We start from the raw sequence: 19,461 nt of genomic DNA, 5'->3' as shown, positions 1-19,461 counted from the left end.
GCTACAACGTCCGTTCGCGTTCCTCGACTTCGAAGACTTCGAGCGTGTCGCCGGCCTTTACATCGTTGGTATTTTCCAGAACGACGCCGCATTCGAGGCCCGAGCGAACCTCGTCGACATCGTCCTTGAAACGCCGGAGCGAAGCGATCGTCGTTGCGCTGACGATGACGTCCTCGCGCATGAGCCGCGTATGCAGACCCTTGCGAATGAGACCTTCGGTAACGAGCAGGCCTGCCGCCTTGTCTTTCTTGCCGGCGGGGAAGACTTCCTTCACCTCGGCACGGCCCACGACATTCTCGATCCGCTCGGGGCCGAGTTCGCCGGCCATTTCGGCTTTGATCTCGTCGAGCAGGTTATAGATGATGTCGTAGTAGCGCATTTCCACGCCATCGCGCTTCGCGATGTCACGCGCCTTGGCGTTGCCCCGAACATTGAAGCCGATGATCGGCGCGTTGGACGCGGCCGCGAGCGTTACATCGCTCTCGGTGATGCCGCCGACGCCCGAATGCAGGACGCGGACCTTGATATCGTCGGTCGAAATCTGTTCGAGTGAGCTGATAATCGCCTCGACCGAACCCTGGACGTCGGCCTTGATGACGAGCGGGAATTCGATCGCCTGTTTCTCGCCCATCGCCGAAAACATGTTCTCCACGCTGGTCGGCGTCTGCGTCGTGCGGGCGCGGTCGATCACGCCTTGGCGATATTCGGCAACTTCGCGGGCACGCGCCTCGTCCTCGACGACGGTCAGCGGGTCGCCGGCGCGCGGCACACCGGACAGGCCCAGCACTTCGACCGGAACCGACGGGCCGGCTTCCTTGACCTGCTTGCCCTTGTCGTTGACCATCGCGCGCACCTTGCCGCTTTCCGCGCCGACGACGAAAATGTCGCCGGTCTTCAGCGTGCCGCGATTGACGAGCACCGTCGCGACCGGGCCGCGGCCCTTGTCGAGCTTCGCCTCGACGACCGTGGCTTCGGCCTGGCGGTCGGGATTGGCTTTCAGTTCGAGCAGTTCGGACTGAAGCAGGATCTTCTCGGTCAGCTCGTCGAGTCCGGTGCCCTTGAGCGCCGAGATCTCTACGTCCTGCACGTCGCCGGACATCGCCTCGACGATCACTTCATGTTCGAGGAGCCGTTCGCGTACTTTCTGCGGATCGGCGCCCTCGACATCCATCTTGTTGATCGCGACGATCATCGGCACGCCGGCGGCCTTGGTGTGATTGATGGCCTCGATCGTCTGCGGCATGATCCCGTCGTCCGCCGCGACCACGAGGATCACGATATCGGTGACGTTCGCACCGCGCGCGCGCATCTCGGTAAAGGCGGCGTGGCCCGGCGTATCGAGGAAGGTAATGTCCTGTCCGCCCTTGGTCTTCACCTGATAGGCGCCGATATGCTGGGTGATGCCGCCGGCTTCGCCAGATACGACCTCGCTGCCGCGCAGTGCGTCGAGTACGCTGGTCTTGCCGTGATCGACATGGCCCATGACGGTCACCACGGGCGGCCGCGGCTTCAGGTCTTCCGGCTTGTCCTCTTCGCCTTCCATGCCGAGTTCGACATCGGATTCCGACACGCGCTGGATATTGTGCCCGAATTCGGTCACCAGCAGCTCGGCCGTATCCTGGTCGATCGTCTGGTTGACGGTGACCGCCATGCCCATCTTGAACAGCGACTTGACGAGATCGGCCGCCCTTTCCTCCATCCGCTTGGCGAGTTCGCCGACGGTGATGGCTTCGGGAACGACCACGTCGCGCGCCTTTTTGACCTTGGGCTGGTCGTCGGCATGCGCGCGTTTTTCCTTGTCTTTCTCTCGCGCGCGCTTGAGCGCCGCGAGCGAGCGCGAGCGCGGGCTGCCATCGCCGTCGCGCAACGCGCGGTTGACGGTCAGCTTCGAACGTTCCTTGCGCTTGTCGCTGGCGCGCTTCGGCTTGCCCTTTTCCTCTTTCTTCTTTTCCGGCCGTTTGGGTTTGGCGACCGGGGTGAAGGTGCGCGGCGCCGGTTTGTTCGGATCGAGTTTCGGCCCGCCGGCTTCCGCTTCCGCTTCGGGAGCGGGGGCAGAGGATTCGGTTTCGGGGTTTTCCTGTTCCGCCTTTTCCGCAACCTCTTCCGCCTTGCGATTCTCCTCGGCGCGTTTCGCTTCTTCCTCGTTCGCCTGCTTCTTGGCCTCTTCCTCGCGGCGGCGCGTATCTTCAAGCTGTGTCAGCCGCGCCTCTTCAGCTTCGCGCAGCAGTTTTTCCTGCTTTTCCTTGCGGCTCAGGGTTTCGTCGGCCTCGCTCTTCTTCTTGGCGACGGGTGCCGGCTTTTCGGCGGGCGCGGGTGCGGCGGGGGCCGGCGCTTCCTTGGCCTCTTCGACGGGCGCAGGGGCAGGGGTTTCGCCCGGCTTGGTGAGCACGCGACGTTTCTTGCGCTCGACCACGACCGTATTCTTGCGGCCATGGCTGAACTGCTGCTGCACTTTCCCCTCGACGGTGCGCTTCACGCCGAGGGTTCGTGTGCCAAGTGTCTTCTTGTTATCGTCGCTCATTCTAAGCCTTTGTCTTCCAACTCATTACCGTTCGGTTCCCGCGAGTCTCGCTCGCCGGGACCGGTCGTGCCATTCGATCCAGAAAATTCCATCCAGCGCGAGATTGCGCCTGATACACGTATTGCGGCCCGTTCGTCCACAACCGCGATATGTACGACATTTTCCCGGCCCAGCGCCCCGCCCAATATGGTGCGGTCTGCGGGAATAACCAACCCCCTCATATCGCTGCCCTCGGCATCCATGCCGACGCGCCATGCCTGATCCAGTTTCCGTCGACCGTCCTCGGCGGCATCAGCGGCGTGCAGCAAAAGGTGCACCTTGCCGGCGCGCGCCGCATCGCGGAGCTTTTCCGACCCGGTGATCAGGGTGCCGCCGCGGGCCTCGAGCCCGAGCCGGTCCAACGCGTTACGGGCCAGCGCGCCTGCGATCCGATCCGGAAGATCGTCCGGAAGCGTGAAATCGCCGGTCTTGAAGGCCCGGGCGAGGCCGCCCTTGAGCTTTCCGTTCGCCAATGCCGCCCGAAATCCGCTCTTGTCGGGCGAAATCCACGCGCCCCGGCCCGCCGCCTTGGCCCTGACATCGGGCAAAGCTTTTCCATCCGGCGACAGCGCCAGTCGGATAAGCATTTCGCGCGGCCGGACTTCGCCCGAAAGGATGCATTTCCTTTCAGGATCGTGCGCCCGGCGCTGTGTCGGCTTCAGGCCGTCCGCGGTCTCATTGTTCGCCATCCGCAGTTGCGTCCTCCTCGGAAGCGTCTGCAGCGGCAGCCGGTTCGTCTTCATCGTCGAACCAGTGCGCGCGGGCGGCCATGATGATCTCGTTGCCCTGTTCCTCGGTGAACCCATATGCACCGAGCACGCCGCCCTTGGGCTGCGGGCGGGCGGGCGCGGCCTGATCGCGGCGGCGCGGCTCTGCTCGCTTCTTCTCGATCAGTTCGTCAGTCGCGAGATCGGCCAGATCGTCGAGCGTCTTGATGCCCGCTTCGCCGAGCGTGACGAGCATCTGCTCGGTCAGATACGGCATCTCGGCCAGATCGTCCTCGACGCCCAGTTCCTTGCGGCGGTTGCGGGCGGCTTCCTCGCGTTTTTCGAGTGCTTCGACAGCGCGCGACTGGAGTTCGCCGGCAATCTCCTCGTCCAAGCCTTCGATCGCGGCAATTTCCGCCGGATCGACATAGGCAACTTCCTCGAGCTCGCTGAACCCTTCGGCGACCAGCAGCTGCGACAGCGTTTCGTCGACATCGAGTTCGGCCTGGAACATGTCCGAACGCTGCATGAACTCGGCCTGGCGTTTCTCGTTCGATTCGTCCTCGGTCATGATATCGATGGCCGAGCCGGTGAGCTGCGAGGCAAGCCGGACATTCTGGCCGCGGCGGCCGATGGCGAGCGACAGCTGATCGTCGGGCACGACGACCTCGATCCGCTCTTCTTCCTCGTCGAGCACGACGCGGCTGACCGAGGCCGGCTGCAGCGCGTTGACGACGAAGGTCGCAAGATCTTCCGACCAGGGAATGATGTCGATTTTCTCGCCATGCATTTCCTGGACGACCGCCTGAACGCGGCTGCCCTTCATGCCGACACAGGCGCCGACGGGATCGATCGAGCCGTCATGGCTGATGACGCCGATCTTGGCGCGGCTTCCCGGATCGCGGGCCGCGGCCTTGATCTCGATGATGCCGTCGTAAATCTCGGGCACTTCCTGTGCGAACAGCTTGCGCATGAAATCGGGATGCGCACGCGAGAGGAAAATCTGCGGTCCGCGATTCTCGCGCACGACTTTCAGGATCAGCGAGCGGATGCGATCGCCGACGCGCACGATCTCGCGCGGGATTTGCTGATCGCGGCGGATCACGCCCTCGGCGCGGCCGAGATCGACGACTATATGGCCGAACTCGACGCGTTTGACGACGCCGGTGATGATCTCGCCCGCGCGATCCTTGAATTCCTCATATTGCCGTTCGCGCTCGGCCTCGCGGACTTTCTGGAAGATCACCTGCTTGGACGCCTGGGCGGCGATGCGGCCGAATTCGATCGGTGGCAGCGGGTCGACGATGAAATCGCCGATGTTCGCGCCGTCCTGCAGTTTCTGACCCTGTTTCAGGTCGACCTGCTTGAAATGATCCTCGACCTCTTCGACGACCTCGACGACGCGCCAGAGCCTGAGATCGCCGGTATCGGTGTCGATCTTCGCCCGGATGTCGTTCTCCGCGCCGTAGCGGGCGCGGGCTGCGCGCTGGATCGCGTCCTCCATCGCCTCGATGACGATCGCCTTGTCGATGATCTTCTCGCGCGCGACCGCATCGGCGATGGCGAGCAGTTCGGCTTTGTTGGCGGAAATGGCAGAGGCCATGGGGTTATCCTTCTTCTTCCGTGATCGTTTCCGCGCCTTCCGTCGAAAGCGGGGCGGTTTCTGCGATGAGTTTGTCGGTCAAGATCAGCTTGGCCGAATGAATATTCTTGAAATCGAACGTCAGATCGTCCTCGTCCGGGATTACGGCGTAAATCGCCTCGCCTTCCCGGCCCTTGAGCACCGCCTTGAACTGCTTCTTGCCGAGCACCGGGTCGATCAGGTTGATCCGCGCTTCATGCCCGGCCCAGTCGTCGAAATCGGTCAGCCGCGTCAAAGGGCGATCGATACCGGGCGAGGAAACTTCGAGCCGATAGGCGTCCGCGATCGGATCTGCTTCGTCGAGCATGCCGGAGAGCGCACGGGAAATGGTCGCGCAATCCTCGATTACGAGCTGGCGCGTATCCGGGCGCTCCGCCATCACTTGCAGGACGGGTCCGTCCTCGCCGCTCATCATCTTGACGCGCACGAGCGCGAAGCCGAGTTTCTCGACTTCGGGTTCGATCAGCTGCGTCAATGCGGCGATGTCCGCCATGCCGTCTCCATAGCATAAATAGGTCTCGCCCGCGCCGGCCCGGAACCTCCGGACCAGCCTCTGCAACGTTACCGATGTAGAGAAAGGCACCGGCTATATAGGCGGGGCTTTGATATCCGGCAAGGGAAACCATAAAGAAGATCGAAGCGTAATAAACAAGCAGCCCTCATCCCCTTAGGAGAACCCCCATGCGAACCCTTTTGACCAGCTTGTCCGTCCTCGCTCTCGCCGCCTGCAGTGCGTCCGAAGATGTGTCCGCGCAAACCGGTGACACCGAAGCGGTGGCTTCCGAAGCGAGTTTCTCGGTCGAGGAGATGGGCAGCTTCGATGAGCCCTGGGCGATGACTTTCCTGCCCAACGGCATCGCGCTCATCACCGAGAAGGAGGGCACGCTTCGCTTTGTGGACTTTGCCCCCGATACGCCGCGTCTGGGGAGTATTTCGGGCGTTCCCGCCGTCGATTATGGCGGGCAGGGCGGACTTGGCGACATCGTGCCGCATCCCGATTTCGCCGAGAACGGCCTCGTCTATTTCAGCTATGCCGAAGCGGGCGAGGGTGATACGCGCGGTGCCGTCGTCGCGCGGGCGCGGCTCGTGATGGATGAGGCCGATGCCGGGCGGCTCGAGGATGTCGAGACGATCTGGCGGCAGATGCCGAAAACCTCGCGGCGCGGCCATTACAGCCACCGCATCGTCTTCGGCCCCGACGGCTATCTGTTTATCGCTTCGGGCGACCGGCAGGAATTGGAGCCCGCCCAGGATATGACGAACAATCTGGGCACGATCGTCCGGCTCAACGACGATGGCAGTGTGCCCGAAGACAATCCGTTCGCCGATCGCGGCGGCATGACCGCGCAGATCTGGTCCTATGGCCACCGCAATCCGCTGGGCCTCGCATTCGCGCCCGACGGGCAGCTCTGGGATGTCGAACATGGGCCCGCGGGCGGCGACGAACTCAACCGGGTCGAGCGCGGCGCCAATTATGGCTGGCCGACCGTGTCGGACGGCGAGCATTATGACGGGCGGCCTATCGCCGACCATGACACGGATCCGAGTTTCGCGACGCCTGCGATCGTCTGGACGCCGGTCATCGCACCCGGCGGCATGATCTTCTACACCGGCGACATGTTCCCGGCCTGGCGGGGCGATGTGCTGATCACCGGCCTTTCGACCAATGCACTGGTCCATGTCGAGATCGACGGCGATACCGCCAGCGAGGTCGCGCGTCATGATTTCGACAATCGGCTGCGCGAAGTCGAGCAGGGGCCGGACGGCGCGGTCTGGCTGCTCGAGGATGGCGAGGGCGGCCGGCTTCTGCGCCTCACGCCCGGCGGCTGATGGCCGATCTCGTCAGGGTAGCGGAGTATCAACGCGATTTCGGCGCGAGCCTTGAGCGGATGTTCGAAAATGCGCTGGACTGGGAACATTTGCCCCATGTCCACGCGCATGCTTTCTCGTCGATCGCTCTGGTGGAGGAGCGCGCCAGCGGCTGGCGCGCCAATGTCGGCACGCCCCAGGGCGGCGAATTGCTGATCGACCTTGAGCTCGACCGGGAGACGGGGTGCTGGACGACCAACAGCTATGCGGGCGAGGCCCTTATCGGCCGGATCGTCACGCATGCCGAGAAGACCGGACCCGATAGCTGCCGGGTCGGCATTGCGTTTCTGGTGCCCGATCCCGATTCGGCCCAGCGCGACGCATTTGCCGGCTATTATCCGGCGCTTTACGCGATGCTCTATGACGAAGACGAGGCTATGATGATCGCGCGGGCGGGAGCGGTCGAACGGGGCCCGGCGGCGCTCGGAGAACGGCGCATGATCGAGCTTGCGAACGGCGAAACGGAGGAGCTTCCGCGCTATTGCCCGCATCTGGGCCTGCCGCTCGATGCCGAGCCGGATACGGACGGGACGATTACCTGTCCCTGGCACGGCTATCGGTTCGATATCGTGACCGGGAAATGCATCAGCGGCGCTGCGTGCGGCTGGGCCGTTTAGCGTTACCAGCTTCGCCCGTTCGGATTGCGGATTTCGACGCCCTCCATCGCCCCGTCTTCAAACAGCCGCGCGTTCACCCCCATGCGCGAATGCGGCCCGTCGCCCAAGGGTATCCAGTGCGTCGTCGCGCCGCAGGCCGGGCAATGATGGACGCTCAAACTCGGTTCGCGCATGTCCTGCCGGACGAAACCGTTGGTCTCGCCGCTAATTTCGATTTCGGATGAGGGATAATAGGCCCATAGTGCGCCCAACTTGCTGCACAGGCTGCAATTACAGTCGTTCACATAGTCCGGCTTGCGCGCGACGCGGAAACGCACCGCGCCACACAGGCACTCACCGCTGACCGGTTCCGCCACGCCATCTCCCCTTCGTTGGAGAGGCATCTAACAGACCTTGGGAGGCCATCCGACAAAAAAGGGCTCCCGGTCGGCAGACCGGAAGCCCTTTCGCTATGGATTCGGTGGTTATCCGCCGACGAACAGGATCTCGCGATCGCCGGTCGGCTGCACCGGACGCGCGGTGTTGCCGTAAAGATCGGTGTACATGGCAATCTGTTCGGCCGAAATCGTGACCGGCTCGCTCATGAACACCCAGTGCACGCCTTCGCTGCACGGCGGCGTCGTCAGCGATCCGGGGAAGCGGAAGAAGCTGCGCGTTTCCGGAAGGACTGTGTTCGGATCGAAGGTGATGCCTTCGAGCGTCCGCGTGCCTTCGTCGGTATTGAATTCCTCGAACGCGGCGGCAAGCGCTTCGTGGGCCTCGCCTTCGGCGAGGAACACGCCGATCACCGCCAGATCGCCCGCCTCATTCGCATGGACGAAATGGATATCGCCGGCAGGCTGCTCGCCTTCGATCGTATATTCGCTTGGCATGTGCAGATGCGCCTGGATGAAATCGTAGCGCTCGCCTTCGAGCGTGATGTATCCGCCCTCCGGTGCGACGAGGTTGCTATTGTAGCCGACGCCGTCGATCGTCATCGGGCCTTCCGCCCAGTTGATCTCGAGCGACACATCTTCGCTGTCGGTCGCGTCGGCGCGGACGAGATTGATCGGCGACTGCACCGTACCGGTCGCGCAGGTCGCATATTCGTCATGGACCGTGCCCCATTCGCCCGGATTCTCATAGGTCCAGGACGCCGCTTCGACTTCGCCGCCTGTGGGTTCGGTCGTCGTGGCCGTATCTTCGGCGGCGCCGCCGCATGCGGCCAGGGCAACGGCCGAGGCCGCCAGCAGAAAAGTCATTCGCATCTCAAACTCCATTGAAGATTGTTATGGAAACAGAACGTTCACATAGATGGTTTTATCCGCGCGCCGAATAGATTGTTCGACCCCTTTTCGATAGTCTTGGACTATCAAACGCGTTGTTCCGGCCTTGCCGTCACGGGCGCTTGCGATAGCGGAAATACCAGACCTCATGGCCTTTTCGGCGAGCCTTGGCCTCATAGCGCGTTTCCGGCCAATCCGCCGGACGATTGAGAAAGTCATTGGGCGTGTGCGCCTGCCAGCCGAAATCTTCCCGCTGGCCCATGATCATCATCGACCAGCGGCAATAGGTGGGATCGTCGGTACCGAGCCGGAATTCGCCGCCGGGTTTGAGTTTGGCCGCGATCATGTCGAGCGGGCCGTGATTGACCATCCGCCGCTTGGCATGGCGCGCTTTCGGCCAAGGGTCGGGATGGAGCAGATAGAGCCGACCGAGCGAACCGTCGGGAAGGCGTTCCAGCGCGTCGAGCGCGTCGCCCATGTGGATCCGGATATTGGTGAGATCCCGGTCGCGGATATGGCCGAGCATCCCGACCACGCCCGTCTCATAATGCTCGCAACCGATGAAGCCGGTGTCCGGGCGCGCTTCGGCCTGGGCGGCGAGATGCTCGCCCGATCCGAAGCCGATTTCGAACTCGAGCGGGCGGTCGTCGCCGAACAGGCGCTGGGCATCGAGCGAACCTTTCTCGGGCACCGACACGTCGGGGAGCATCGTGTCGAGCATCGCCTGTTGGCCGGCGCGCAGCTTGTGCCCCTTGGAGCGGCCGTAAAGGCGGCGGATAGTAGCGGGATCCTCGGTCATCTGGCTTGAAAGAGCTCGGCATGGTCGTCGCGCAGCTTGGCCTTCTGCACCTTGCCCATGGCGTTGCGCGGGAGCGCGTCCGCGAAAAGGACGCCGCGGGGTTGCTTGAACCGCGCCAGCTCGTCGGCGATTGCCGACAGCAAGGCTTCTTCGGTCAGCATGTCGTCATCGCGGACGACCACGGCAACAACCGCCTCGCCGAGATCGGGATGCGGCACGCCGATCACGGCGCTCTCGCGAACGCCCGGCACCGCATCCAGCACCAGTTCGATTTCCTTCGGATAGATGTTGAGGCCGCCCGCGATTATCAAATCCTTGGCCCGCCCGACGATCGCGACACGGCCGTCCGAATCCATCGTCGCAATATCGCCGGTGATGAAATAGCCGTCCGGCCGCATCTCCTCGGCCGTCTTCTCCGGCTTGTTCCAATAGCCTTGGAACAGGTTGGGGCCCCTGATCTCGAGCACGCCGGGCTCGCCCCTCGCCATTTCGGTACCTGTGTCGTCGGCGACGCGCGCGCTGACGCCGGGCAGCGGAAACCCGACCGTCCCGGGAACCCGATCCCCATCATAGGGGTTGGACGTGATCATGCCGGCCTCGGTCATGCCATAGCGTTCGAGGATGCGATGGCCGGTCTTCGTCTCGAATTCGGCGAACGTGCTTTCGAGCAGCGGTGCCGAGCCGCTGATGAAGAGTCGCATATTTGCGCTCGCTTCGCGGGTCAGACCGTCATGATCGGCCAGCCGGACGTAGAAGGTCGGCACACCCATCAGCACCGTCGCCTCCGGCATATCGGCCAGCACCGCATCGGCATCGAAAGACCGGCGAAAACGGATCGTCGACCCGCCGAGCAGCGCGAGATGGAGCGCCACGAACAGGCCATGGACATGATAGATGGGCAGGGCGTGGATCAGCACATCGTCCGGTTGCCAGTGCCAATAGTCTTTCAGCACGAGCGCATTGGAGGCGAGATTGTCATGGCTGAGCATCGCGCCTTTGGAAACTCCGGTCGTGCCGGAGGTGTAGAGTATCGCGGCGAGCTTGTCGGGCTCACGCGCGACGGTTTTGAAGCTGTCCGCCCCGATTTCCGTTGTCAGCGCCGCCAGGCTGCCCGTGCCATCGGCGTCGAGCGTCAGCTGGGTCGCATTGTCGCTGATCGCCGCGACTGTGCTTTCTTTCGCGGGATCGCAGACGATGATCGCGGGTTCGGCATCGCCGATGAAATCGTCGAGTTCGGCTGCCGTGTAAGCGGTGTTGAGCGGGACATAGACCAGGCCCGCGCGCAGGCTCGCCAGATAGAGCAGGACATTCTCGACCGATTTTTCGACCTGCACGACGATCCGGTCGCCCGGTCTTGCACCGGTCGACATCAGCGCAGCGGCCCAGCGCGCCGTCGCGGAGTCGAGTTCGTCATAGCGCAGACGCGTCGCGCCGCGCTCGACAATCAGTGCCTTGTCACCTGCCTGTCGAGCCGTCTCCGCGAAGAGCGCGTAGATATTGGCCGTCATGCGAGCGGGTTTAGACCGCCGCCTTCAGCGCGTCGACCAGATCGGTCTTTTCCCAGGTGAAGAAGTCGCCCTCGGCATCTCGGCCGAAATGACCATAGGCGGCGGAGCGCTCGTAGATCGGCCTGTTCAGCGAGAGATGCTCACGAATGCCGCGCGGCGTCAGGTTAACGAGCTTGGGCAGCACGTCTTCGAGCACCGCCTCGTCGACCGTCCCCGTGCCGTGCAGGTCGACATAGAAGGAGAGCGGGTGGGATACGCCGATCGCATAGCTGACCTGGATCGTGCATTTCTTCGCGAGTCCTGCGGCGACGACATTCTTGGCCAGATAGCGCGTCACATAGGCGGCGGAGCGATCGACCTTGGTCGGATCCTTGCCGCTGAACGCGCCGCCGCCATGCGGGCTGGCGCCGCCATAGGTGTCGACGATGATCTTGCGGCCGGTCAGACCCGCATCGCCGTCCGGCCCGCCGATCTCGAAATTGCCGGTCGGATTGACGTGGATCTCGGTCTCGTCGGTGATCCAGCCGTCGGGCAGGATGTCGTGGAAAACGCCGACGACATAATCGCGAATCGCGGCCTGGCCTTCCTCGTTCGAATGGCTGGCGGCGTGCTGTGTCGAAACGACGAGCGCTGTCGCGGCAACCGGCCGGCCATTCTCATAGCGCAACGAAACCTGACTTTTGCTGTCGGGCTGGAGAAACGGCGCGGCGCCGCTGTGGCGATCGGCGGCCATCCGCTCGAGAATCTTGTGCGAATAATAGAGCGTCGCGGGCATCAGCGCCGGGGTCTCGTCGCAGGCATAGCCGAACATGATGCCTTGGTCGCCTGCGCCTTCATCCTTGTTGCCGTCCGAGTCCACGCCTTGGGCGATGTCGCTCGATTGCGGGTGGAGATGGCAGGCATAGTCGAGGGTTTCCCAATGGAAGCCGTCCTGCTCGTAGCCGATCCGCTTCACCGTCTCGCGGGCCGTCTTTTCGATCGCGTCGAGCGCACCCGGCTCCCAGTTGCCGTCCGTATCGATCATGCCATTGCCGCGCACTTCGCCGGCCAGCACGATCCGGTCGGTCGTTGTCAGCGTTTCGCAGGCGACCCGCGCCTCGGGGTCGCGCGCAAGGAAAAGGTCGACAACTGCATCGGAAATCTGATCCGACACCTTGTCCGGATGGCCCTCGGAAACGCTTTCCGACGTGAAGAGATAGTTGCTGCGCATGCTTTTCCTCGATCAAATAAAGAAGGACCGGCGAGGCCGTCTCGGCACGTCCGGTCCACATATAAAGAATTCCTTATGTGTCTTAGCGGGCGCGGCGCATGAGTGCAAATGCCAATCCGCCGAGAAGGAAAGCAAAAAACAGCGGGATCGAATTGCCGTAGCGAGCGAACGGGGTCGGCGTATCGGCGCGCGGCAGGCGCCCGTCGATCGTCCCGGCTTCGCGATAGGGAATATGATGGAGCACGTGTCCCCGGGCATCGATCACGGCCGAAATGCCGGTCGGCGTCGAGCGAATCACCGGCAGGCCTTCCTCGATCGCCCGCAACCGCGCCTGGGCGAGATGCTGGGGCGGCCCCCATGTTCCGAACCAGGCGTCGTTGGACGGGTTGAAGACAAAATCGGGACGGTCCGCTTCGCTGACAACATCGCCGGAAAAGATGATTTCGTAGCAAATCTGTCCGCCAGCGGTGCCGAAGCCGGGAAGATAAAGCGTTTCCGGTCCCGGCCCCGGCCAGAAATCGAGATCGCCCGGTGCGAGGCGCGACAGGCCAAGCCGTTCCATGAAGGTCCGCATCGGCAGATATTCGCCATAGGGCACCAGATGCGCCTTGTCGTAGCGGCCGATCAATTCGCCTTCGGCGTTCATCGCGTAGAGGCTGTTGCGCGCGCCGACCGCACGCCGACGGCCATCGGGGTCGGTTTCGATGATCAGCTTGGTTGCGCCGAGCAGCAGCAAGTCGTCGGCGCCGAGCAATTCGGCAATGCGGAAGCGGGCGAGCGGTTCGTCCTCGATGAATTCCGGCACGGCCGCTTCCGGCCAGAAGATCAGTCGCGGCGCGTCGCCCGTTTCGCCGGTGGTTTCGACCAAACGCTGATAGTTACGGGTGGCGAATGCCGGATCCCATTTTTCGGACTGATCGATATTGGGTTGGATAACGCGAACCAGTGGCCGGTCATCATTGGCCGGCGGCGTTGAGCGCGGCGACATGGTCAGCCAGCCGGCGATGCTGACGGCCAGCGGAATGCCCGCCAGCATTGTCAGCGCCGGCCAGCGCCGTTCGCGAAAGATGAGAAAGATGGCACCGGCGAGCAGAACCAGCAGGCCGGAAAGCCCGTACGTGCCGATGACGCGGGTGCCCGGCATCAATAGCCCGTCGCTGCCGATCGTACCGGCCGTGATCGCCGCGAGCGGGTTCCAGGCGAAGCCGGTCAGCAGCGTCGCGCGCAGCCACTCGGTGAGTATCCAGGCGGCCGCGAAGAGCAGGACGAACGTCACCGGCATCGCTTTGCCGATCCGCCAGGCGAGCGCCGCGGCGACTCCGGGAAAAACCGCGAGATAGAAGGACAGCAGCACAACCGCGATCCAGCCGAGCCATGCCGGCATGGCCGCCTGGTAGGTGAACGCGGTCGCGATCCAGTTAAGCCCGACAATGAAGTGGCCGAGGCCGAACGCCCAGCCGATGGCGAACGCCGCGCGCAGCCGCGTCACATTGAAGCTCATCGCGATCAGGAGCGCGAAACCGGCCAGGGTCAGCGGCCAGAGGCCGAGCGGCGCGAACCCGAGGGCGGATACCGCTCCGGCGGCGAAAGCGATGAGCAACACGCGCATGGCAGCGCTATCGCGCGGGCGCATGCCGATTTCAATCGCAATCGCCCTGGTGCTTTGCGATCGGGCGCGATTTCGCTACGCTTCCGGCGTGACCGATCTGCCGCCTTTCCATCTTGCCTTCCCGGTTCATGACCTGGGCGAGGCGCGCCGATTCTACAGCGAGCTTCTCGGCTGCGCCGAAGGCCGGTCGGATGAGCGCTGGATCGATTTCGATTTTTTCGGTCATCAGATCGTGACGCATCTGGACGAGAAGGGCGGGGCCGCCAGAGCGAGCAACCCGGTGGACGGGCATGATGTGCCGGTTCCGCATTTCGGCGCGGTGCTGGGCTGGGACGCGTTCGCTGCGCTGCGCGATCGGCTCGTCGCGGCGGGCATCCGCTGGGTGATCGAACCCTATATCCGTTTCGAAGGCGAGCCCGGCGAACAGGCGACGATGTTCTTGCTCGATCCCAGCGGCAATGCGCTGGAGTTCAAGGCCTTTCGCGACCGCAGCCAGCTTTTCGCGACGGCCTAGCCTTCTTCGTCTTCGTTTTCGGGTTCCGCGGGCCCGGCGTCGGGATTGCTGACCCGCCAGATCCGGTTGCCGACATCGTCGGCTACGAGAAGCGCGCCCGTCGCGTCGGTGATAACGCCGACCGGGCGGCCATAGGCTTCGTCATCCTCGCCGAGAAAGCCGGTCAGCACGTCGATCATCTCGCCGACCGGGCGGCCGTTCTCGAAATTGACGAACACGACTTTGTAGCCCGAGCGCGGGCGCCGGTTCCACGAACCATGCTGGCCGATAAAAGCACCGTTGCTAAACTGGTCTCCAAGCCGTGCGCGATCGGCGAATTCGAGGCCGAGCGATGCGGTATGCGGTCCGAGCGCAAAATCGGGAACGCGGGCATATTGCGCGAGGCGCGGGGTCATCGGCTCGACCCGCTCGTCGAGATAGCGGCCCCAATAGACGCCCGGCCAGCCATAATGCGAACCGAACACCACTTCGGTCAGATAGTCCGGAACCAGATCGCCGCCGAGCATGTCCCGCTCATTGACGACGGTGTAGAGCCGGTTGCGGGTGGGCTCCCAGTCGAGCCCGACCGGGTTGCGCAGTCCGGCCGCGAAAATCCGGAAATCGCGTTCCTCGACATTGACCTCGAGGACGGCGGCGCGATTTTCCTCGGCGGCCATGCCGCGTTCGCCGATATTGCTGTTCGAGCCGACCGCGACATAGAGCAGGTTCGGATCGTCGGGATGAGCGATCGCATTCTTAGTCCAGTGGCTGTTGGGCGCGTTGGATGGCAGTTCGACGATCGTCTCGCCCTGGCCCTCGATCCCGGTCTGCCCCGGTTCGAACGGAAAACGGATTAGCGCATCGGTGTTCGCGACGTAGAGATAACCGTCGGCGACCGCCATTCCGAACGGCGAATTCAGACCGTTGCCCTCGTCGAGCAGGGCCGATCGCTGATCGGCGGTTCCGTCTCCGTCGACATCGCGCAGCAACGTGATCCGGTTCGCCGAAGCGCCGAGCGCGCCCGCGCGCGTCATCAGGCGCCGTTCGAACCAGCCCGTTATGCCGCTATATTCGCGCGGCGGCGCCCGCGTCTCCGCGACCAGCACGTCGCCATTTTCCAGGGTCAGCATCCAGCGCGGATGATCGAGATCGCCGGCGAACAGATTGACCTCCAATCCCTCGGCCGGTGTCGGCATCGCGCCTTCGGGCCAGCCCGTCGCCTCGGCGACGTTGATCGTCGGGAAGGTTTCCTCGCGCGGCGCAGTGATTTGCGGGGTCGTGCCGCTGACCGCCTCGACACTGAGGCGGGCGTCATGGGGGCGGATCATCAGCCAGATCACGACGCCGAGCACGACGACGGCGAACAGGATCATCAATAGGCGCTTGCGTGTCATGTCTCGTCTCTTTCCTGTTCGTCCTCGTCATTCGCCGGCGGATGCAGTTTCAGTTTCGTGACCCGCTTGCTGTCGCCCTCGGTCACCTCCAGCTGCCACCCGCTCGGATGATCGAGCCGGTCGCCTTCGACGGGTACGCGGCCGGCGAGCACGAACGCGAGCCCGCCCAGCGTATCGACATCCTCGTCGATCTCGCCCAGCCGTTCGTCGACGATCTCCGCGACATCGTCGAGTTCGGCGCGCGCCTCGGCTTCCCAATGACCTTGCGGCATCTCGGTCAGCAGCTCGCTCGCTTCCTCGTCATGCTCGTCCTCGATCTCGCCGACGATCTCTTCGACGATATCCTCGATCGTGACGATGCCCTCGGTGCCCGAATATTCGTCGAGCACGATCGCCATGTGCGTGCGGGTCGTCTGCATTTCGGCGAGCAGGTCTAGCACGCCCATCGATTCCGGCACGTAGCGCGGTTCGCGGATGAAGCTTTCGATCGAGTCCGGCCGTGGTTCGTCCGAGACCAGCGCCGCGAAGATATCGCGGATATGGATCATCCCGATCACCTCGTCGAGCGACTCGCGATAGACGGGCAGTCGGCTATGACCCGCCTCCGAGAAGACCTTCACGACCGCGTCGAAACTCTCTTTTTCCTCGACCGCGATGATATCGGCCCGCGGTACGCAGACATCGTCGGCGGTCGTTTCGCCGAAATGCAGCAGCCGCTTGAGCATTTGCCGCTCGACCACCGAAAGGTCGCTATCGTCGGCGGGTTCGAAATCATGCTCGTCGATCGCCGCTTCCAGCTCGTCGCGAAGGCTGTTTTCGCCATTTTCCCCGAAAATCAGGCCGCGAAGGCCCTTCCAGATGCGCCCGCCGCCATTTTCGGCGGGCGCGGTGCTACGCGAATCTTCAGACATAGGGTTGGATTGCTATACCTCGTCCATATTCACAACGGGCTGATAGGGATCGGCGATGCCGAGCGCGGCGAGCGCGGATCGCTCCATGGCTTCCATCGCTTCGGCCTCGGCTTCGCCCGTTTCATGGTCATAGCCTAGCAAATGCAGCGTGCCATGGACAACAAGATGAGTCGCATGCTGGTCGATCGGTATTTGCTTCGCCTCGGCTTCCGCCAAACAGACGCCATGGGCGAGCACGATATCGCCGAGCAATACCTCGCCATCGTCGCTGTTGGCGAGCGCCGAGAGCATATCGGGCTGCACCATCGGGAAGGAGAGGACGTTGGTCGGCTTGTCCTTGTCGCGATAGGCGGCGTTGAGCGTGCGCACTTCCGCATCGTCGGTGAGTTTGACCGAAATTTCGAGGGTCAGCGCTTCCTTTGCGAGATCGCCGTGCGGCGTCTGCCGGATGGCGTGGGTCACGGCCCGGAGAGCCAGATCCTCCCAGTCGACCGTGCCGGCCCAGTGCGCGCTTTGCTGGATCGCGATCGCGATCATCCGCCGCCCTCATAGGCTTCGACGATCCGTCCGACCACCGGGTGGCGAACGACGTCGCCGACGCCGAACCGGACCGTCGCGATACCATCGACATCTTCGAGCCGCGAAACCGCGTCGGCCAGACCGGACACGCCTTCTCCGGGCAGATCGACCTGCTTCGGGTCGCCGCAGACGACCATCCGGCTGTTCTCGCCGAACCGGGTCAGGAACATCTTCATCTGCGCGGGCGTCGTATTCTGCGCTTCGTCGAGGATCACGAACGCATCGGAGAGCGTGCGGCCGCGCATAAAGGCGATCGGCGCGATCTCGATCTCGCCGCTCGTAATCCGCCGCTCCACCTGATCGCTGGGCAGCATATCGTAGAGCGCGTCATAAAGCGGCCGCAGATAGGGATCGACTTTTTCGCGCATGTCGCCCGGCAGGAAGCCCAGCCGTTCGCCGGCCTCGACCGCCGGGCGCGAGAGGATCAGCCGGTCGACCGATCCGGTGATCAGCTGATGGACGGCCTGCGCCACGGCCAGATAGGTCTTGCCGGTGCCGGCGGGCCCGAGCGCGAAGATCACATCATCATGTGCCAGCGCCTCCATATAGCGCGTCTGGGCGAGCGAACGCGGGACGATCGTCTTCTTGCGCGTCCGGATCATCACCTTGGGCGGTTCGGAGACATCCTTGCGGACAACGCCTTCCAAGGTCGGTTCGGCGGACATGGCGATCACGGCCTCCACGGCGCCGCTGTCGATTTCCTGCCCCTTGGCGAGACGGTTGTAGAGGCCGGTCAGCACGTCGCGCGCTCGCTCGGCGTTTTCCGCTTCGCCCTCGATCGTCAGCTGGTTGCCGCGTGCGGCGATATAGACGCCGAGCCGGTTTTCGATGGCGACGAGATTCTGGTCATATTCGCCGAACAGCGGGCCGAGCAGATGCTGCTGCTCGAATTCGAGATCGAGCCGCGTGCGCCCTTCGGCGGGTTTTGCGGCGCTCTTTTTGGCCATCAGGCGGCTTCCTTTCTCGCCAGCGCGCCGCCGAGGCTTTTCGGTCCGGCGCTGACGATATCGACCTCGATCATCGATCCGATCGGCGCATCGGTTTCCAGATGGACCGATTGCAGCCAAGGCGATTTGCCGATGCGCTGGCCGGGTTTGCGGCCGTCCCGTTCGAGCAGCAGGGTCGTGCGCTGGCCGACGGTCTTCTCGTTGAAAGCGAGCTGCTGTTCGTTGAGCAGGCCCTGGAGACGCTGCAGCCGTTCGTCGGCCAGTTCGGGGGCCACGAAGTCGTCGGTCATCTCGGCGGCGGGCGTGCCGGGACGGGCGCTATATTTGAACGAGAAGGCCTGCGCATAGTCGGTCGCGCGGACGATATCGAGCGTCGCCTCGAAATCCGCATCGCGCTCGCCGGGGAAGCCGACGATGAAATCGCCCGAGATCGCGATGTCGGGCCGCGCCGCGCGGACCCGCTCGATAATCGCCAGATAGCTCTCCGCGCTGTGGCTGCGGTTCATGGCCTTCAGGATCGGGTCCGAGCCCGACTGCACCGGGAGATGCAGATAGGGCATGAGCGTTTCGATTTCTCCGTGCGCCACGATCAGCCCTTCGGTCATGTCGTTGGGGTGGCTGGTCGTGTAGCGGATGCGTTCGAGCCCCGCGATCCCGTCCAGCGCGCGGATCAGACCGTCCAGGCCCTGCATCCGGCCTTTCTCGTCCTCGGCTTCCCAGGCATTCACATTCTGGCCGAGCAGCGTGATCTCCTTCGCACCGGCATCGACCAGCGCTTTCGCCTCGTCGACGATCGCGTCCCAGGGCCGGGATATCTCCGCCCCGCGCGTATAGGGAACGACGCAATAGGTGCAGAATTTGTCGCACCCTTCCTGCACGGTGAGAAAAGCGCTCGGCGCCTGTTTCGCGCGTTTCGGCAGTGCGCCGAACTTGGAGGCGGCGGGCATGTCCGTATCGAGCGCATCCTCGCCGCGTGCTGCCTTTTCGACCAGGTCCGGCAGATTGTGATAGGCCTGCGGTCCGACGACGATATCGACTTCTTTTGCCCGGCGCGGAATCTCGGCGCCTTCGGCCTGGGCCACGCAGCCGGCCACCGCGATCATCGGCGTCGAGCCGTCATCGCGCCGCATGCGGCCGATGTCCGAGTAAACCTTCTCCGCCGCCTTCTCGCGGATATGGCAGGTGTTGAGCACGACGAGGTCGGCCGCGTCCGCGTCCTCCGCGGGCGCGAGTCCCTTGGCGTCCAGCAGCTCGGCCATGCGCTCGCCGTCATAGACGTTCATCTGGCAGCCGAAGCTTTTGACGAAATAGCTTTTCGGATCGGTCCGACGATTGGTTCGACTCATGGGGC

General features: G+C 63.7%; 18 protein-coding genes. 3 read left to right on the top strand and 15 right to left on the bottom strand.

Annotation, left to right across the window (positions count from 1 at the left end):
* Position 1: 1 nt before the first annotated feature.
* From infB to rimP, 4 genes are read right to left on the bottom strand one after another with little or no spacing between them, the layout of a single operon-like run.
* Complete coding sequence (infB, locus tag HFP57_RS09195) at positions 2 to 2,521, bottom strand: translation initiation factor IF-2 (RefSeq protein ID WP_176869492.1); 2,520 nt, start codon at positions 2,519 to 2,521, stop codon at positions 2 to 4.
* Entirely contained in the window at positions 2,518 to 3,249 is a 732-nt protein-coding gene (locus tag HFP57_RS09190) for a DUF448 domain-containing protein (protein ID WP_176869491.1), read from the bottom strand. Before HFP57_RS09190 ends, infB begins: the two co-directional genes overlap by 4 nt.
* On the bottom strand, positions 3,236 to 4,870 hold the full coding sequence (nusA, locus tag HFP57_RS09185; RefSeq protein WP_176869490.1) for a transcription termination factor NusA: 1,635 nt from the start codon (positions 4,868 to 4,870) through the stop codon (positions 3,236 to 3,238). Before nusA ends, HFP57_RS09190 begins: the two co-directional genes overlap by 14 nt.
* 4 nt (positions 4,871 to 4,874) lie before the next feature.
* The gene (gene rimP / locus HFP57_RS09180; RefSeq protein ID WP_176869489.1) at positions 4,875 to 5,402 is read right to left on the bottom strand and encodes a ribosome maturation protein RimP; all 528 of its coding nucleotides are present in this window, start codon (positions 5,400 to 5,402) and stop codon (positions 4,875 to 4,877) included.
* A gap of 188 nt (positions 5,403 to 5,590) precedes the next feature.
* Here rimP and HFP57_RS09175 point away from each other — a divergent pair, with 188 nt between their 5' ends.
* On the top strand, positions 5,591 to 6,739 hold the full coding sequence (locus HFP57_RS09175; RefSeq protein WP_176869488.1) for a PQQ-dependent sugar dehydrogenase: 1,149 nt from the start codon (positions 5,591 to 5,593) through the stop codon (positions 6,737 to 6,739).
* Entirely contained in the window at positions 6,739 to 7,395 is a 657-nt protein-coding gene (locus HFP57_RS09170; RefSeq protein ID WP_176869487.1) for a Rieske (2Fe-2S) protein, read from the top strand. The genes HFP57_RS09175 and HFP57_RS09170 overlap by 1 nt, the downstream gene beginning before the upstream one ends.
* 2 nt (positions 7,396 to 7,397) lie before the next feature.
* Here HFP57_RS09170 and HFP57_RS09165 read toward each other — a convergent pair whose 3' ends face one another.
* The 6 genes from HFP57_RS09165 to lnt form a co-directional block, all read right to left on the bottom strand.
* Positions 7,398 to 7,751, bottom strand: coding sequence for a GFA family protein (locus HFP57_RS09165; protein WP_176869486.1), 354 nt, complete (start codon positions 7,749 to 7,751; stop codon positions 7,398 to 7,400).
* Positions 7,752 to 7,859: 108 nt separating this feature from the next.
* Positions 7,860 to 8,636 (bottom strand): carbonic anhydrase, encoded by a 777-nt coding sequence (locus HFP57_RS09160; protein WP_176869485.1) that lies wholly within the window; start codon positions 8,634 to 8,636, stop codon positions 7,860 to 7,862.
* Between the two features lie 136 nt (positions 8,637 to 8,772).
* Entirely contained in the window at positions 8,773 to 9,459 is a 687-nt protein-coding gene (trmB, locus tag HFP57_RS09155) for a tRNA (guanosine(46)-N7)-methyltransferase TrmB (RefSeq protein ID WP_176869484.1), read from the bottom strand.
* Positions 9,456 to 10,967: an AMP-binding protein gene (locus HFP57_RS09150; protein ID WP_176869483.1), complete on the bottom strand. Its 1,512-nt coding sequence runs from the start codon at positions 10,965 to 10,967 to the stop codon at positions 9,456 to 9,458. Before HFP57_RS09150 ends, trmB begins: the two co-directional genes overlap by 4 nt.
* 10 nt (positions 10,968 to 10,977) lie before the next feature.
* Positions 10,978 to 12,177: a methionine adenosyltransferase gene (gene metK / locus HFP57_RS09145; RefSeq protein ID WP_176869482.1), complete on the bottom strand. Its 1,200-nt coding sequence runs from the start codon at positions 12,175 to 12,177 to the stop codon at positions 10,978 to 10,980.
* A gap of 82 nt (positions 12,178 to 12,259) precedes the next feature.
* Entirely contained in the window at positions 12,260 to 13,786 is a 1,527-nt protein-coding gene (gene lnt / locus HFP57_RS09140; RefSeq protein WP_246262990.1) for an apolipoprotein N-acyltransferase, read from the bottom strand.
* 40 nt (positions 13,787 to 13,826) lie between these two features.
* Here lnt and HFP57_RS09135 point away from each other — a divergent pair, with 40 nt between their 5' ends.
* The gene (locus HFP57_RS09135; protein ID WP_425500740.1) at positions 13,827 to 14,300 is read left to right on the top strand and encodes a VOC family protein; all 474 of its coding nucleotides are present in this window, start codon (positions 13,827 to 13,829) and stop codon (positions 14,298 to 14,300) included.
* On the opposite strand, the gene HFP57_RS09130 is transcribed toward HFP57_RS09135, so the two are convergent.
* Genes HFP57_RS09130 through miaB form a run of 5 tightly spaced genes read right to left on the bottom strand, consistent with a single transcriptional unit; the run spans position 14,297 to position 19,456 of the window.
* The gene (locus tag HFP57_RS09130) at positions 14,297 to 15,673 is read right to left on the bottom strand and encodes a PQQ-dependent sugar dehydrogenase (RefSeq protein ID WP_218135002.1); all 1,377 of its coding nucleotides are present in this window, start codon (positions 15,671 to 15,673) and stop codon (positions 14,297 to 14,299) included. The two genes, HFP57_RS09135 and HFP57_RS09130, sit on opposite strands and share 4 nt — an antisense overlap.
* Positions 15,670 to 16,584, bottom strand: a complete 915-nt coding sequence (locus tag HFP57_RS09125; protein WP_176869480.1) for a hemolysin family protein — start codon at positions 16,582 to 16,584, stop codon at positions 15,670 to 15,672. The genes HFP57_RS09130 and HFP57_RS09125 overlap by 4 nt, the downstream gene beginning before the upstream one ends.
* Before the next feature lie 12 nt (positions 16,585 to 16,596).
* Positions 16,597 to 17,121: an rRNA maturation RNase YbeY gene (gene ybeY / locus HFP57_RS09120; protein WP_176869479.1), complete on the bottom strand. Its 525-nt coding sequence runs from the start codon at positions 17,119 to 17,121 to the stop codon at positions 16,597 to 16,599.
* Positions 17,118 to 18,110: a PhoH family protein gene (locus tag HFP57_RS09115; protein WP_176869478.1), complete on the bottom strand. Its 993-nt coding sequence runs from the start codon at positions 18,108 to 18,110 to the stop codon at positions 17,118 to 17,120. The genes ybeY and HFP57_RS09115 overlap by 4 nt, the downstream gene beginning before the upstream one ends.
* Positions 18,110 to 19,456: a tRNA (N6-isopentenyl adenosine(37)-C2)-methylthiotransferase MiaB gene (miaB, locus tag HFP57_RS09110; protein WP_176869477.1), complete on the bottom strand. Its 1,347-nt coding sequence runs from the start codon at positions 19,454 to 19,456 to the stop codon at positions 18,110 to 18,112. Before miaB ends, HFP57_RS09115 begins: the two co-directional genes overlap by 1 nt.
* Positions 19,457 to 19,461 lie beyond the last annotated feature (5 nt).

The sequence above is a fragment of the Parasphingopyxis algicola genome (assembly GCF_013378075.1).
In the GTDB taxonomy this organism is placed as follows: Bacteria; Pseudomonadota; Alphaproteobacteria; order Sphingomonadales; family Sphingomonadaceae; genus Parasphingopyxis; species Parasphingopyxis algicola.
This window is presented reverse-complemented; position numbering and strand designations above follow the sequence as displayed.